A 14709-nucleotide genomic window follows, 5' to 3' on the forward strand; every position below is an offset into this window, starting at 1 on the left:
GCGCGGGACACGTCCCGCGCCACGAGGACACGGAACCGAATGTCGCAGCAAACCACCATCCGCAAGCTCGCTGAACTGGTGAATACACCGGTCGAGAAGTTGCTGGAGCAGCTGGCCGAGGCCGGCATGAGCTTCAGCGGCCCCGATCAGGTCGTGACCAGCATCGAGAAGGTCAAGCTGCTTGGCTTCCTGAAGCGGTCGCACGGCAAGGCGGACAACGCCGACACCAGCGAAGCGCCCAAGAAGATCACGCTGAACCGCAGCCGCAAGGAAGAACTCACCGTCGGCGGCGGCAAGAACAAGGCCACGGTCGATGTGGTCGTGCGCAAGAAGGTCACGCTGGTCAAGCCGACCGCCGAGCAGGCGGCAGCGGGCGGGCCGGTGACCGACGAGCGTGCCGAGATCCTGCGCAAGCTGGAGGAATCCAGGCAGCGCAATACCGCCGAGCAGCAGAAGCTGGCCGAAGTCGACAAGCGTCGCGCCGAGGAAGCCGAGCGCGTCCGCCTCGAAGCCGAGGAGGCCGCACGCCTCAAGGCCGAGGAAGCGCGCGCCGCCGCGGCAGCAGCGGTCCCCGAAGAGGAGACCCCGCGCAAGCCGGCGACCAGCCACGGTCATGGCCATCCCAAGCATCCCGCTCCGGCCATCGCACCCCGCGTCGACGACCGCAATGCGCCCAAGCACAAGACCCGCGGCTCGCACGCGATGGTTGCGGGCGTGGAAGACGACGATGCCGCCAGCCGCTTTGCCGGCCAGCTGCACCTGAGCGCGCAGGAACGCGCGCGCCGCACGACCGGCGCCCGTGGCAAGCCCAAGCCGCGCCGCCAGCTCGAGCAGGCCCGTTCCGGCGGTGGTGCGCATGGCTTCTCCCGGCCCACCGCTCCGGTCATCCGTGAAATCGCCATCGGCGAAACCATCACCGTGGCCGACCTGGCGCAGAAGCTCGCGCTGAAGGGCGGCGACGTGGTGAAGGCGCTGTTCAAGATGGGCGTGATGGCCACCATCACCCAGAGCATCGACCACGACACCGCCGCACTGGTGACCGAGGAACTCGGCCACACCGTGGTCAAGGCCAGCGAGAACACCGCCGAAGACGCACTCCTGGCGCACGTCGAGGAAACGCAGGGCGACAAGGTCACGCGTCCGCCGGTGGTCACCATCATGGGCCACGTCGACCACGGCAAGACCTCGCTGCTCGACTACATCCGCCGCACCAAGGTCGCCTCCGGCGAAGCCGGTGGCATCACCCAGCACATCGGCGCTTACCACGTCGAAACGCCGAAGGGCGTCATCAGCTTCCTCGATACCCCGGGCCACGCGGCGTTCACGCAGATGCGTGCGCGCGGCGCGAAGCTCACCGACATCGTGGTGCTGGTCGTGGCCGCCGACGACGGCGTGATGCCGCAGACGCGCGAAGCCGTGCAGCACGCGAAGGCGGCGAAGGTGCCGCTGATCGTCGCCATCAACAAGATCGACAAGTCGGATGCCGACCCGCTGCGCGTCAAGAACGAGCTGCTGGCCGAGCAGGTCGTGGCCGAAGACTTCGGTGGCGACACGCAGATGGTCGAACTCTCCGCCAAGACCGGCGCTGGCGTCGACGATCTGCTCGACTCGATCCTGCTGCAGGCCGAAGTGCTCGACCTGCAGGCCGTGCCGACCGGCCGCGCCACCGGCGTGGTGATCGAATCCTCGCTCGACAAGGGCCGCGGCCCGGTTGCGACGGTGCTCGTGCAGCAGGGCGAACTCAAGAAGGGCGACTACCTCGTGTGCGGCGTGCAGTACGGCCGCGTGCGTGCGCTGTTCGACGAAACCGGCTCGCAGGTCGAAAAGGCCGGCCCGTCGATCCCGGTGCAGGTGCTTGGCCTGTCGGGCGTGCCCGATTCCGGCGACGACTTCGTCGTGGTCGAGGACGAACGCCTGGCCAAGGATGTCGCGCAGCAGCGCGACACCAAGCGCCGCGAATCGCGCCTCGTCGCCCAGGCGGGCAACCGCATGGAAGACATCATGGCCCAGATGGGCGAGGGTGCCGGCCAGCAGACGCTCAACCTCGTGGTCAAGGCCGACGTGCATGGTTCGGTGCAGGCGCTGCGCGAGGCCCTGACCGGCCTGTCCAACGACCTGATCCGCATCAACGTGATCGGCGGCGGCGTCGGTGGCATCACCGAATCCGACGCGACGCTCGCCGCGACGTCTAAGGCCACGGTCATCGGCTTCAACGTCCGTGCCGACGCCTCGGCCCGCAAGGTGATCGAAGGCAACGGCGTCGACCTGCGTTACTTCTCGATCATCTATGACGTGATCGACCAGGTGAAGCAGATCGCGTCCGGTGTACTGGGCAAGGAAATCCGCGAAGAGATCATCGGCACCGCCGAGGTCCGCGACGTGTTCCGCAGCTCCAAGTTCGGCGCGGTTGCCGGCTGCATGGTGGTCGAGGGCGTGGTCAAGCGCCACAAGCCGATCCGCGTGCTGCGCGACAACACCGTCGTCTTCGAGGGCGAGCTGGAATCGCTGCGCCGCTTCAAGGAGAACGTCGACGAAGTGCGCAACGGCACCGAATGCGGTATCGGCGTCAAGGCGTACAACGACGTCAAGCCGGGCGACCAGATCGAATGCTTCGAACGCATCGAGGTCCAGCGCACGCTGTAAGGTGCCGACGCCATGCCGACCAAGTCGTTCCATCGTACCGATCGCGTTTCCGCCCAGCTCCGCCGTGAGCTGGGCACGATCGTGCACACGGCCGTGCGCGAGCACGGCCTGCCGTCGATCAGCGTCTCCGACGTGGAAGTCACCCGCGACCTGGCCCACGCCAAGGTGTTCGTGACCGCGCTGCAGCCCGAGCGTTCGCTGGAGGCGATGAAGGGGTTGAAGGCCATCGCGCCCGAGCTGCGGTACGCATTGGGCCGCTCGATGAAGCTGCGCCATGTGCCCGAGCTGCATTTCCATTACGACGATTCCGTCGATCGCGGCGAGCGCATCAACAACCTGCTGCGGGACAATCCGCCCACCTCCGACGACAGCGACGCCGGGTAGGGCGCAGCGTGGGCCACGGCCCACCGACGTTTCGACGCAACCATTGGCGGGCCCGGGTCCGTCCACCATCGCCCGATGAGCAAGAAGCCCCGCACGCCCGCCGTCAAAAGAGTGTTCCGCAAGCTCGACGGCATCCTGCTGCTGGACAAGCCGCAGGGGCTCAGCTCCAACCAGGCGCTGCAGCGCGTCCGCCACCTGTTCCGCGCAGAAAAGGCCGGCCATACCGGCAGCCTCGATCCGCTGGCCACCGGCCTGCTGCCGGTGTGCTTCGGCGAAGCCACCAAGATCGCCGGCCTGCTGCTGGGATCGCGCAAGGCCTACGAAACCACGGCCGAACTCGGCCTGACCACCGACAGCGACGACGCCGACGGCGCACCGCTGCTGCAGCGTGACGTGCCTGAGTTCGACGATGCACGCATCGAAGCCGCACTCGCGCCCCTGCGCGGCCCCATCCGTCAGCGCGCCCCGATCTTTTCCGCACTGAAGCAGGGCGGCGAGCCGCTGTACGCCAAGGCACGCCGCGGCGAGACCATCGAAGCGCCCGAGCGCGACGTCGTCGTCCATGACCTCCGGCTGCTCAGCCGCGATCGCAACCGCCTGTGCCTGCAGGTCGAATGCGGCTCCGGTACCTACGTCCGCAGCCTCGTCCGTGACATGGGCGAACACCTGGGCTGTGGCGCCCACGTCGCCATGTTGCGGCGGCAGTGGGTCGATCCGTTCACGGCCCCGCGCATGTACCGCCTCGAGGAACTGCAGGCGCTGGCCGAAGGACAGGGGGAAACGGCCCTCGACGCCTGCCTGCTGCCGATCGAAACCGGCCTGGCCGGCTTCCCTCGGGTCGTGGTCGATGCCGCACAGGCGCACCGCCTGGGGCAGGGGCAGCGGCTACGCCTGGAGGGCGCCACCCCTGCCGAGCTGGTCGCGATCCATGACGAGACGGGCCGCATCTTGGGCCTGGGTGAAATCGATTCCGACCTGATCCTGCGCCCCGGCCGCCTGTTCACCTGGACCACCGAGGCGGCAATCGGCGGTCGCGAGACCTAGATAGGGCGGTCGTGGCCGGCCTCGCGGGCTGCCTCGGTTCCCCATGCGCTGCGGCGCGTCGGACGTTGTCATTGCCCGCGTTCCCCGCGGCGCGCTACAATCCGCAGGCTTTTCAAGGACTTTGGAAAGCATCTCCCCAAGCAAGCGGCGGACCAGGCGGTGCGTCGGCATTTTCAATGCCGAATCGCGTTCTGCAGGCCTCGCATCTACAAGGCAAATAAACGATGTCCATCGACACCAGCAAGATCATTGAAGAACACAAGCGCGGCACGGGCGATACCGGCTCCCCGGAAGTCCAGGTCGCCCTCCTGACCGCCCGCATCGAGCAGCTCACCGGCCATTTCAAGGTGCACAAGCAGGATCACCACAGCCGTCGTGGCCTGCTGCAGATGGTGAACCGCCGTCGCAGCCTGCTTGACTACCTCAAGCGCAAGGACAACGAGCGCTACAAGGCCCTGATCGAGAAGCTCGGTCTGCGCCGATAAACGAAACACCAACCGCGGCGCAGCGATGCGCCGCGGTTTTTTTTGCAAGGTCCGCCCGCGGCGAAAGCGAAGCTGCCAAGTATTCAAGGCCGCGCGGGCGGCTGGTGATGGCGAACCACCGAGCTTTTAACTGCTTGAAGTGTAAACAGGTTCCCCAGCTGCACCGGTAAGCCAGAGACGCTGGCTGCACAACCACCAAACCGCACGGGCAGGGGCCCGGACGGAACGAATCAGAAAACAGGAATATTCAACGTGGCAAAAATTACCAAGACCTTCCAGTACGGCAACCAGACCTACACCCTCGAAACCGGCGAGATCGCCCGCCAGGCCGGCGGCGCCGTCATGGTTTCCGTCGATGGCACCGTGTTGCTGGTCGCCGCCGTCGCCGCCAAGTCGGCGCGTGAAGGCCAGGACTTCTTCCCGCTCACTGTCGACTACCAGGAAAAGTTCTACGCCGGTGGCCGCATCCCGGGTGGCTTCTTCAAGCGCGAAGGCCGTGCGACCGAGAAGGAAACGCTGATCTCGCGCCTGATCGACCGCCCGATCCGTCCTCTCTTCCCGGAGGACTACAAGAACGAAGTCCAGATCATCGCGACGGTCATGTCGCTGAACCCGGAAGTCGACGGTGACATCCCCGCCCTGATTGGCGCGTCCGCCGCGCTCGCGCTGGCTGGCACCCCGTTCCAGGGCCCGATCGGCGCCGCCAAGGTCGGTTACAAGAACGGCCAGTACCTGCTGAACCCGACCGCCACCGAGCTGGCCGATTCCGAGCTCGAGCTGGTTGTCGCCGGCACCTCCAACGCGGTGCTGATGGTCGAATCCGAAGCGAAGATGCTCTCGGAAGACGTGATGCTCGGCGCGGTGATGTTCGGCCATCGCGAGATGCAGAAGGTCATCAACATCATCAATGAGCTCGTCGTCGAAGCCGGCACCAAGCCGTCGACGTGGACCGCTCCGGAAAAGAACACCGGCATGATCGGCGCGCTGAAGGAAGCCGTCGGCGGCCAGCTCGCCCAGGCCTTCCAGGTCCGCGACAAGCTGCAGCGTCGCGACGCCATCTCGGCGATCAAGAAGGACGTGATGTCCGCACTGGCCGGTCGTGCCGAATCCGAAGGCTGGAACTCGGGCGAGATGTCGAAGGAATTCGGCGAGCTCGAGTACCAGACCATGCGCGGCTCGGTGCTCGACACCAAGGTCCGCATCGATGGCCGCGCGCTCGACACCGTGCGCCCGATCGCCTCGAAGGTCAGCGTGCTGCCGCGTACCCACGGCTCCTCGCTGTTCACCCGCGGCGAGACCCAGGCGATCGTCGTGGCGACGCTGGGCACCGCGCGCGACGGCCAGATCATCGACGCCGTCTCGGGCGAGTACAAGGAACACTTCCTGTTCCATTACAACTTCCCGCCCTACTCGGTCGGTGAGTGCGGCCGCATGATGGGCCCGAAGCGTCGCGAGATCGGCCACGGCCGCCTTGCCAAGCGCGGCGTGCTGGCAGTGATGCCGTCGATGGAAGAATTCCCGTACACCATCCGCATCGTCTCGGAGATCACCGAGTCGAACGGCTCCTCGTCGATGGCGTCGGTCTGCGGTTCCTCGCTGGCGCTGATGGACGCGGGCGTGCCGATCAAGGCACCGGTCGCCGGCATCGCGATGGGCCTGGTGAAGGAAGACGACCGCTTCGTCGTCCTGTCCGACATCCTGGGTGACGAAGACCACCTGGGCGACATGGACTTCAAGGTCGCCGGCACCGCCGAGGGCGTGACCGCCCTGCAGATGGACATCAAGATCCAGGGCATCACCGAAGAGATCATGAAGACCGCACTGGCCCAGGCCAAGGCCGGTCGCCTGCACATCCTCGGCGAGATGGCGCATGCCCTCACCACGCCGCGCAGCGAGCTGAGCGAGTTCGCCCCGCGCCTGCTGACGATGAAGATCCACCCGGACAAGATCCGCGAAGTGATCGGCAAGGGTGGTTCGACCATCCAGGCCATCACCAAGGAAACCGGCACCCAGATCGACATCCAGGACGACGGCACGATCGTCATTGCCTCGGTCAATGCCGCCGCTGCGCAGGCCGCCAAGGCCCGCATCGAGCAGATCACCTCGGACGTCGAGCCGGGCCGCATCTACGAAGGCAAGGTCGCCAAGATCATGGACTTCGGTGCGTTCGTCACCATCCTGCCGGGCAAGGACGGTCTCGTGCACGTCTCGCAGATCTCCAGCGAGCGCGTCGAGAAGGTTTCCGACAAGCTCAAGGAAGGCGACGTGGTCAAGGTCAAGGTGCTGGAAGTCGACAAGCAGGGCCGCATCCGCCTGTCGATCAAGGCCGTGGAAGAAGGCGAGGGCGTGACGGCCGAGTAAGCCGTCGCGTTCCATGCGCCACCGGAAAAGCGGGCTTCGGCCCGCTTTTTCCTTATCAGGCCAAAGGCCCCGGGTAGCCCGGTCATTGCGCCCATTCATGGCACCATATCTGCATGTCCGATGCCCCCGTTCTTGATCTCGCGACCATCCGGCACGGCTGTGCGCATTGCTCGCTGCAGCAGCTGTGCCTGCCCGCCGGCATCAATCCGACGGAATTGCAGCAGCTGGACGAGATCGTCAGGCGCCGGCGTCCCGTCGCGCGCGGCGAGCGGCTGTACCGGCCCGGCGACGCCCTCACGGCTGTGTACGTCGCCCGCGACGGGGCGTTCAAGACGGTCAGCATCAGCGAGGAAGGCGAAGAGCAGGTGGTCGGCTTCCACCTGCCGGGCGAACTGATCGGCCTCGACGCATTGGGCGCCGGCACGCACCGCTGCGAAGCCGTCGCGCTCACCACGGCGAACGTGTGCGAGGTGCCCTTCGACCAGCTCGCCACCATCGCCGCGCAATTGCCGAGCCTGCAGCACCAGCTCCTGCGCGTCATCGGCCGGAGCGTGGGCCGCGACCAGGACCACCTGGGCATGCTCCTGCGGCGCCAGGCCGGTGAACGCATCGCGTTGTTCCTGCACGGACTCTCGGAGCGCTATCGCAACATCGGCCAGTCGGCGACCCAGTTCAAACTGCCGATGAGCCGCGAGGACATCGCGCATTACCTCGGGCTGGCGCTGGAAACCGTCAGCCGCGGCTTCACCCGGCTGCAGGAGGATGGTGTGATCGATCTCGCGGGCCGTCGCGTCGACATCCGCAATCCCGCCGAACTGAGCCGGCTCGCGCATAGCGCCGAGCACGAAGAACCCCGGCGCAGCGCCAGGGCCTGACACCGCTACGCCGGCAGGCTGCGGCACCCCAGCGCCGCCAACACGCCATGCACGACCGGCGCCTGCATCAGCAGCGGCGCGGCCAGCGTCAGGACACCCGCGAACAGCACGGCCAGCCCCATCGCCGTGCGCCAGCCGCCACGCTGCAGGCGTTGCCCGAAGCGGGCACCGGCCCAGGTCAGCGGCAGCATCACCGGCAACGTGCCCAGCCCGAACGCCGCCATCGTCAATCCGCCGTGGAAGGCGCTGGCCTGCAGCCATGCGGCCGCAAGCAAGGTCGTGCTGAGACCGCACGGCATCCAGCCCCACAGCACGCCTAGCGCCATGCGCTTTCCCACCGTGTCCGCGGGCAGCAGGCGCCGCTGCAATGGCCGCAGCCACTGCCAGAGGCGGCCGGCGGGCGCGCCAAGGAAGGCGAGGCGCCCCTGGCGATCGAGCAGGCGCAACGCGGCCACGATCAGGACCAGGCCCACCGTCGCGCGCAACGCAAGCGTGAGTTCCGGCATGCGTGCGATGTCGAGCAGCTGGTGTCCGACGCCGCCCACGATCGCGCCTGCGAGCGTGTAGCCCAGGACGCGGCCGAGGTTCGGTTGCAGCGCCATCCACCAGCCACCGCGCTGCTGCACCGAGAGCCCGGCGGCGATTCCACCGCACATCGCCGCGCAATGCGCGCCGCCGAGCAGGCCGCTCAGCAGGGCGCCGCCGATCACCAGCCAGTCAATCGCCATCGCGCTCCTCCTGCCCGGAGGCCGGTGGCTCGTCGTCGTCGACGAGGATGTCGATTCCTGGCGTGTCGAGGTCGTCGAATTGCCCGCGCTTCACCGCCCATACGAAGGCGCCGATCGCCAACAGCAGCAACATCAGGCTCAGCGGCACCAGCAGCAGGAGGATGTTCATGCGCGCACCTCGGCGGCGACGCCATCGCGCAGCGGCGGCTCCACGGAAGTCGCACTGCCGCGCGCAAGGCGCAGCGCATTAAGGGTGACCGCCAGCGAGGACAGCGCCATCCCGAGCGCGGCGATCCATGGCGTCACCATGCCGGCCATGGCCAGCGGCAAGGCGAGCAGGTTGTAGCCAAGCGCCCAGCCGAAGTTCTGGCGGACGATGCGCCGCGTGTCGCGCGCGAGCGCGATCGCGGCGGGGATGCGGGTGAGTGCGGGAGAGGCGAGCACCAGGTCGGCCGCGCGCTGCGCCAGTGCGGCGCCTTCACCCATCGCGATCGACACGTCGGCGCCGGCGAGCACCGGTGCATCGTTGAGGCCGTCGCCCACCATCGCGACGCGGCGACCCTGCTGCTGCAGTTGCCGCACGTAGGCGAGTTTGGCTTCGGGCGTCTGCCGTGGGTTTGCCTCGGTGATGCCGAGCGTCGTGGCCAGTCGATCCACGGCCGCATGCGCATCGCCGCTGCACAGATGCACGGCGATGCCCTCGCGCCTGAGCGCATCCAGCGCCATGCGCGCATCCACGCGTTCGCGCTCGCGGACTACGAAGCGTGCGGATGCTTGCCGGCCGTCGCCTAGCCAGAGCGCGCCATCGTCCTCACCCGCGCAGGCATACGGCGCATGCCCGAGGCGCCAGCGGTCGGCTCCGAGCGTGCCTTCGATGCCATGGCCGGCGATGGCGATGAGGTTGCTGGCCGACTCCGCTTCGGCCTGCACGGCATTGGAAAACGCCTGCGCGAGCGGGTGCCCGCTGTCGCGCTCCAGGGCGGCGGCAATCCGCAGCGCGCGGACGCGATCCATGCCACCGAATGTGTCCGCTTCCACCAGCCACGGCTTGCCATCGCTCAACGTGCCGGTCTTGTCGAAGACCACGTCGCTCACGCGCGCCAGCCGATCCAGGGCGTCGGGACGCAGCGGCAGCACGCCCAGTTTCGCCAGCGCGCCGTTGGCGGCCGCCAATGCGGCGGGAACCGACAAGGACAGCGCACAGGGACAACTGATCACGAGCACGGCCAGGGCGACCTCGAAGGCGCGGGCCGGTTCATGGACGCGCCATGCAAGAAAGGTCAGGGCCGCAGCCGCCAGCATCGCGAATACGAACCACGAGGCGATCCGGTCCGCGGCCTGCGCGAGTGGCGGACGATGCGCCTGCGCCTGTTCGACCAGGCGTGCGAGCTGTGACAGTCGGGTGGCGGAGCCGGTGGCGGTCACGCGCATGCGCGCGGGGCGTTCGCGGCAAACAGTCCCCGCAAATACCGGCATGCCCGCGGTCTTGTGCACCGCATGCGCTTCGCCGGTGAGCAGCGATTCCTCGAAGCCGGCCTCTCCGTCCAGCAGCACGCCGTCGGCGGGCACGGCTTCGCCCGCCGCAATGCAGGCCACGTCATCGACCACGAGCGCGGCGAGCGGGACGAGTTCGCGCGAACCATCCTCGCGTTCGCGCGTGGCGAATGCCGGGCGTGCCCGCGCCAGCGCATCCACCTGCGCGGTTGCGACGTTGCGCACGCGTTGTTCCAGCATCCGCGCTGCGAGCAGGAAGAAGACGAACATCACGGCGGCGTCGTACCAGACCTGTGGACCGCCGCGCAGGGTTTCGACCAGGCTGGCGAAATAGGCAAGCAGGGTCGAAGTTGCGATCAGGGTGTCCATGCCGGGGCGGCGATGGCGCAACTCGCGCGCGCAACCGGCCAGGAACGGCCAACCCGCGTAGAACACCACCGGCGTTGCCACCAGGAAGGTCACCCAGCGCAGGAAGTCGCGCATCGCGTGCGACATCGACCCGGACGTATCGAGGTAGAGCGCCTCGGCGAACATCATCGCCTGCATGGCGCCCAGCCCGGCGACGCCCAATCGCAGCAGCCAACGGTTGCGCTCGCTGCGACGCTCGCGTTCGCGGGCTTCGCCGGTGGCGAGATAGGGCCGGTATCCCAGCGCCATCAGGCGGCGCAGCGGGGAGGACAACGACGTGCGCGCAGGATCCCAGGCGATGCGGATGCGGCCGGTAACGGCATTCGCGTTGACTTCGAGCACCCCCGGCTCGCGCGTGAGCGCGCGGTCGATCAGCCAGGCGCACGCGGCGCAGCGCATGCCGTCGGTGAGCAGGGTCAGCTCGCGCCCGCCCGGAACGTTGCGCGCATGTTCGTCCAGCACTTCCGCGCGGTCCCACAGTGCGATGTCGGATTGATCGAGGGACACGCGCATGGCCAATTCGCTGCGCAGCCGGTAGTAGTCGTCGAGGCGCGCGTCGCGGATCCATTGCGCCGCCGCCGCGCATCCGTCGCAGCAGAAGGCGCGCTCCGCGCCGTCGAGGCGCAGGCGGGCAGGGACGGCCGGCAACGCTTCGCCACAGTGGAAACAGTCTGTCGCAGCGACCTGGATCGCGCCGTCAGCGCGCGTGGCCCGGGCAACCGTGGCGGGCGTGGCGGTCATGCCGCGTCATTCCCCCGCCAACGCGGGTCGCAGGTACGTGGCCTGTTGCCCCGAGCTCCAGCGGCCCCGCAGCCTCCAGGCGCCATCGGCGGGGCGCAGCTCCACGTTCCAGTCGTGGCTGAGGTCGATCTCGCCGTCGCTGCGCCAGCCCGTTTTGACCGGCAGGAGGGCAATGTCGCGATCGAGCGCGGCGCGCGCAGGATGGTGCAGCGCCAGGACCAGCCTGGCGTTGCGGTCGAAGCCGCCATCCACCGGCAGCACTTCGACGATGCCCTTGCCGGTACGCACGACCGCACTGAGCTGGAGTTGCTGCGCGGCCGCATCGGGCCCGAGGTCGGCGACTTGCACCTGCGCCGTGCGCTGGACCTCGTCCGCGACCAGGTCGTTGTTGCCCGACGACCGCTCCGCCGCCACCAGCAGGGCGATCGCCGCGATTACTGCCGCGGCCGGGATCGCCGCCACCAGCCACACCATCGGTTCGCGCCAGGCGCTGCGTTTAACGCGATTGTCGAGCGTCATCATTGCGTTGGTCCAAAGAAACTGCTTTCCACGGTCTTGTGCACGCGGCCATCGGCGGAGCGCACGTCGAAGCGCACTTCGTGGCGCCCGTGCGTGCCCGCTGGCGCGGTGATAGTGAGCGGCACCGAGGCGACATCGCTGGCGGGCACCACTATCGCCGGCATGTCGCCCAGCACCAGTCCGTCCTTGCCGCCGGCCAGGGTCACGACGTAACGCTGCGCCTGCGCGGTCTTGTTGACCAGCTTGAGCGTGTAGCCGTTCTCGATGCCGGTGTCGGTCTGCCGATAGAGCGCATTGCGGTCGCGCAGGACTTCCGCGATCAGTGGCGTGCGCAGGGCGACGCCGACCGCGAAGCCGCCCAGCAGCAGGACCAGCAGCGCGCCGTAGATGAAGACGCGGGGCCGCAGCACGCGGGTGCGCTGGCCATCGAGCGCGTTCTGCGTGGTGTAACGGATGAGGCCCCTCGGAAAACCGACCTTGTCCATCACCTCGTCGCAAGCGTCCACGCACGCACCGCAGGCGATGCATTCGTACTGCAGGCCGTTGCGGATGTCGATGCCGACCGGGCAGACCTGCACGCAGATCGTGCAGTCGATGCAGTCGCCCAACTGCTCCGCCGGGAACTTCGGCAGCGGCTCGGACTCCTTGCCGGCATCGAAGGTGATGGTGCCGCGCGCCTGCAGCCGCGCATCGGCGGCGCTGGGATGGCGGCTGGCGCGGAACACGTAGTCGTAGGCGGCGACCTTGTCGAGCAGGCCGCGGCCGCGCGCGACCACGCCGCCCAGGCCGCGCCTGCGCGGGCCGCGCGGTTCACCACGCATCGGGTCGTAGGCGATCAGCAACGTGTTGCGGTCGAACATCGCGCTCTGGAAGCGCGCATAGGGGCACATGTACTTGCACACCTGTTCGCGCAGGAAGCCGGCATTGCCCCAGGTGGCCAGGGCATAGAACAGGATCCAGAAAGTTTCCCAGCCACCCAGTTCGAACGACACGAGCCGCGTGCCGAGTTCCGTGATCGGGGTGAAGAAGCCGACGAAGGTGAATCCGGTCCACAACGCGAACACCAGCCACAACGCGTGCTTGGCGCCCTTGCGCAGCAATTTGTTGCCCGACCATGGCGCGGCGTCGAGCTTCATGCGGGCGTTGCGGTCGCCTTCGGTCCAGCGCTCCATCCACAGGAAGGTTTCGGTCCACACGGTCTGCGGACAGGCATAGCCGCACCACAGGCGTCCGGCCAACGCGGTGAAGAAGAACAACGCGACGCCGGCGATGATCAGCAGCAGCGCCAGCAGCGGGAAGTCCTGCGGCCAGAAGGTCAGGCCGAAGACATGGAACTTGCGCGCCGGCAGGTCGAACAGCACCGCCTGCCTGCCGTCCCAGCGCAGCCACGGGAACGCGTAGAACATGCCGAGCAGCCAGAACACCGCCGCCGTGCGCAGGCGGTCGAAGCGGCCGGTGACGTCGCGTGGGTAGACCTTGCGTTCGCTGACGTAGAACGAGCGTTCCTCGTCTGCCAGTGCAATGTCGATGGACTTGCTCAACTGCGGATCCCTCGGGAAATTCCGGCCGCGCTGCCGCTCAGTGCAGCCGGCGGTTGAAGCGGCTGGACGGGCGCAGCAGCCACCAGGTGAACAGGCTGGACGCCGCCGTTGCCAGCCAGAACATGAAGAACCCCACGGTGTAACCGAGCTCGCGGGTCAGCGGCAGCGACGGAAACGTGAGGTCGCGCAATTCCAGCGGATCGACGAAGGCGAAGAACACCATCGTCGCCACGCCCGCCGCGAAGAAGCTCGGCCACAGGATCGCGCCGACACGTTGCGCGAGCGGACGGGGCGGGTGGTCGAAGCCGGGTTCGATGAAGTCCGGCTTGCGGGGCTGCCATTGCGGGGTTTCGCTCATGCGCTCTCCGCCGTGAATACCGTCATTTCGCGGCCTTGCCCGTGCGTGCCGCGCCCGCGCCGGGCTTGTTGTGCGACAACGACCAGACGTAGGCGGCGACCAGGCGTACGCGGGTTTCGCCCAGCAGCGCGCGGTGCGCTGGCATCGAGCCGTGGCGGCCCTTGGCGATCGTCTGGTGCAGCGCCTCGTTGCTGTTGCCGTAGAGCCAGTAGTCGTCCGTCAGGTCGGGCGCTCCCATGGCCTGGTTGCCCTTGCCATCGACACCGTGGCACGCGACGCAGATGCCCTCGTACAGCTTCTTGCCCTGCGAGGCCATGTAATCGTTGTACAGCGACTTGTCGGGATGCGAGAGCGTGCGCACGTAGGCGACGACGTAGTCGACCGCGTTCTCGCCGCCCATGCCGGTGAGCACCGTGCCCCATTCGGGCATGACGCCTTCGCGGCCATCGAGCACCGTTTCCAGCACCTTGTCCGGCGTACCGCCCCAATGCCAGATGTCGTCGGTCAGGTTGGGGTAGCCGATGGCTCCCGTCGCGGACGACCCGTGGCAGGTGGCGCAGGTGTTGTTGAAGATCGAGCGGCCCAGCTTCACGGCGTCGGCATTGGCCGCAAGCACGTTGATCGGCTGGCCCTTGTACGGCGCGAACGTCTCTTCCAGCTTCGCGTCGTACGCGGCCTTGCTCTGGGCATGTTCCTGTTGCGACGTCCACTTGCCGTAGCCGGCGAAATTGCCGAACCCGGGATACCAGGCGATGTATCCGATGCCGAAGATCAGGGTGAGCCAGAACAGGTTGATCCACCACTTTGGCAGCGGTTTGTTGTACTCGGTGATGTCGCCGTCCCATACGTGGCTGGTGTCCTCCGGCTTGGGATCGCCGGGACGACGCTTGGCCGTCCACCACAGCAGCCACGCGCAGCCGACGATGTTGAGGACGACGATGGCGATGACATACCACGACCACGCGGCGCTCATCGTTCGTTCTCCCGGGTGCCTTCCACGTGCATGTCTTCATCCAGCGGCAGTTGCGCCGCCTCCTCGAAATCCCTATGGCGGCGCGGACTCCATGCCCAGGCCCATCCGCCCACGAAAACGACCAGCAGGATTGCAGTGACGATTCCGGAAACCAT

General features: G+C 67.6%; 14 protein-coding genes. 6 read left to right on the top strand and 8 right to left on the bottom strand.

The annotated features are described in order from the left end of the window. Positions 1-39 precede the first annotated feature (39 nt). The 6 genes from infB to fnr all read left to right on the top strand — a co-directional run bounded on the left by infB (position 40) and on the right by fnr (position 7792). A complete protein-coding gene (gene infB, locus ACYVGE_RS15995; protein WP_460731059.1) occupies positions 40-2643 on the top strand; it encodes a translation initiation factor IF-2 in 2604 nt (867 codons plus the stop codon). 12 nt (positions 2644-2655) lie between these two features. Next, on the top strand, positions 2656-3027 hold the full coding sequence (gene rbfA, locus ACYVGE_RS16000) for a 30S ribosome-binding factor RbfA (RefSeq protein ID WP_460731060.1): 372 nt from the start codon (positions 2656-2658) through the stop codon (positions 3025-3027). 75 nt (positions 3028-3102) lie between these two features. Next, positions 3103-4071: a tRNA pseudouridine(55) synthase TruB gene (gene truB / locus ACYVGE_RS16005; RefSeq protein WP_460731061.1), complete on the top strand. Its 969-nt coding sequence runs from the start codon at positions 3103-3105 to the stop codon at positions 4069-4071. Positions 4072-4295: 224 nt separating this feature from the next. After that, the gene (gene rpsO, locus ACYVGE_RS16010; RefSeq protein WP_310053205.1) at positions 4296-4556 is read left to right on the top strand and encodes a 30S ribosomal protein S15; all 261 of its coding nucleotides are present in this window, start codon (positions 4296-4298) and stop codon (positions 4554-4556) included. 252 nt (positions 4557-4808) lie between these two features. Continuing rightward, positions 4809-6917, top strand: a complete 2109-nt coding sequence (gene pnp, locus ACYVGE_RS16015) for a polyribonucleotide nucleotidyltransferase (RefSeq protein WP_460731062.1) — start codon at positions 4809-4811, stop codon at positions 6915-6917. 113 nt (positions 6918-7030) lie between these two features. Further along, positions 7031-7792, top strand: coding sequence for a fumarate/nitrate reduction transcriptional regulator Fnr (gene fnr, locus ACYVGE_RS16020; RefSeq protein WP_460731063.1), 762 nt, complete (start codon positions 7031-7033; stop codon positions 7790-7792). Between the two features lie 5 nt (positions 7793-7797). On the opposite strand, the gene ACYVGE_RS16025 is transcribed toward fnr, so the two are convergent. The 8 genes from ACYVGE_RS16025 to ACYVGE_RS16060 are packed head-to-tail and all read right to left on the bottom strand — an operon-like array spanning position 7798 to position 14709. After that, positions 7798-8520, bottom strand: coding sequence for a sulfite exporter TauE/SafE family protein (locus ACYVGE_RS16025; protein ID WP_460731064.1), 723 nt, complete (start codon positions 8518-8520; stop codon positions 7798-7800). Beyond that, on the bottom strand, positions 8510-8689 hold the full coding sequence (gene ccoS, locus ACYVGE_RS16030) for a cbb3-type cytochrome oxidase assembly protein CcoS (RefSeq protein WP_460731065.1): 180 nt from the start codon (positions 8687-8689) through the stop codon (positions 8510-8512). Before ccoS ends, ACYVGE_RS16025 begins: the two co-directional genes overlap by 11 nt. Further along, positions 8686-11163 (bottom strand): heavy metal translocating P-type ATPase, encoded by a 2478-nt coding sequence (locus ACYVGE_RS16035; protein ID WP_460731066.1) that lies wholly within the window; start codon positions 11161-11163, stop codon positions 8686-8688. Before ACYVGE_RS16035 ends, ccoS begins: the two co-directional genes overlap by 4 nt. A gap of 6 nt (positions 11164-11169) precedes the next feature. Next, positions 11170-11685 carry a FixH family protein gene (locus tag ACYVGE_RS16040; protein ID WP_460731067.1) on the bottom strand — a complete coding sequence of 172 codons (516 nt, stop codon included), beginning with the start codon at positions 11683-11685 and terminating at the stop codon, positions 11170-11172. Beyond that, on the bottom strand, positions 11682-13223 hold the full coding sequence (locus tag ACYVGE_RS16045) for a 4Fe-4S dicluster domain-containing protein (RefSeq protein WP_460731068.1): 1542 nt from the start codon (positions 13221-13223) through the stop codon (positions 11682-11684). Before ACYVGE_RS16045 ends, ACYVGE_RS16040 begins: the two co-directional genes overlap by 4 nt. Positions 13224-13260: 37 nt before the next feature. Next, the gene (locus ACYVGE_RS16050; RefSeq protein ID WP_457097406.1) at positions 13261-13581 is read right to left on the bottom strand and encodes a hypothetical protein; all 321 of its coding nucleotides are present in this window, start codon (positions 13579-13581) and stop codon (positions 13261-13263) included. A gap of 22 nt (positions 13582-13603) precedes the next feature. Continuing rightward, positions 13604-14554, bottom strand: coding sequence for a cytochrome-c oxidase, cbb3-type subunit III (ccoP, locus tag ACYVGE_RS16055; protein WP_460731069.1), 951 nt, complete (start codon positions 14552-14554; stop codon positions 13604-13606). Beyond that, entirely contained in the window at positions 14551-14709 is a 159-nt protein-coding gene (locus ACYVGE_RS16060; protein WP_460731070.1) for a cbb3-type cytochrome oxidase subunit 3, read from the bottom strand. The genes ccoP and ACYVGE_RS16060 overlap by 4 nt, the downstream gene beginning before the upstream one ends.

This window comes from Lysobacter rhizosphaerae (genome assembly GCF_054779795.1).

Coding starts and splice junctions, on each gene's coding strand:
- truB (WP_460731061.1), top strand. CDS start 3,103: ATGAGCAAGAAGCCCCGCACGCCCGCCGTCAAAAGAGTGTTCCGCAAG.
- infB (WP_460731059.1), top strand. CDS start 40: ATGTCGCAGCAAACCACCATCCGCAAGCTCGCTGAACTGGTGAATACA.
- ccoP (WP_460731069.1), bottom strand. CDS start 14,554: ATGAGCGCCGCGTGGTCGTGGTATGTCATCGCCATCGTCGTCCTCAAC.
- rbfA (WP_460731060.1), top strand. CDS start 2,656: ATGCCGACCAAGTCGTTCCATCGTACCGATCGCGTTTCCGCCCAGCTC.
- ACYVGE_RS16040 (WP_460731067.1), bottom strand. CDS start 11,685: ATGATGACGCTCGACAATCGCGTTAAACGCAGCGCCTGGCGCGAACCG.
- ACYVGE_RS16050 (WP_457097406.1), bottom strand. CDS start 13,581: ATGAGCGAAACCCCGCAATGGCAGCCCCGCAAGCCGGACTTCATCGAA.
- ccoS (WP_460731065.1), bottom strand. CDS start 8,689: ATGAACATCCTCCTGCTGCTGGTGCCGCTGAGCCTGATGTTGCTGCTG.
- ACYVGE_RS16035 (WP_460731066.1), bottom strand. CDS start 11,163: ATGACCGCCACGCCCGCCACGGTTGCCCGGGCCACGCGCGCTGACGGC.
- ACYVGE_RS16025 (WP_460731064.1), bottom strand. CDS start 8,520: ATGGCGATTGACTGGCTGGTGATCGGCGGCGCCCTGCTGAGCGGCCTG.
- rpsO (WP_310053205.1), top strand. CDS start 4,296: ATGTCCATCGACACCAGCAAGATCATTGAAGAACACAAGCGCGGCACG.
- ACYVGE_RS16060 (WP_460731070.1), bottom strand. CDS start 14,709: ATGGTTTCCGGAATCGTCACTGCAATCCTGCTGGTCGTTTTCGTGGGC.
- fnr (WP_460731063.1), top strand. CDS start 7,031: ATGTCCGATGCCCCCGTTCTTGATCTCGCGACCATCCGGCACGGCTGT.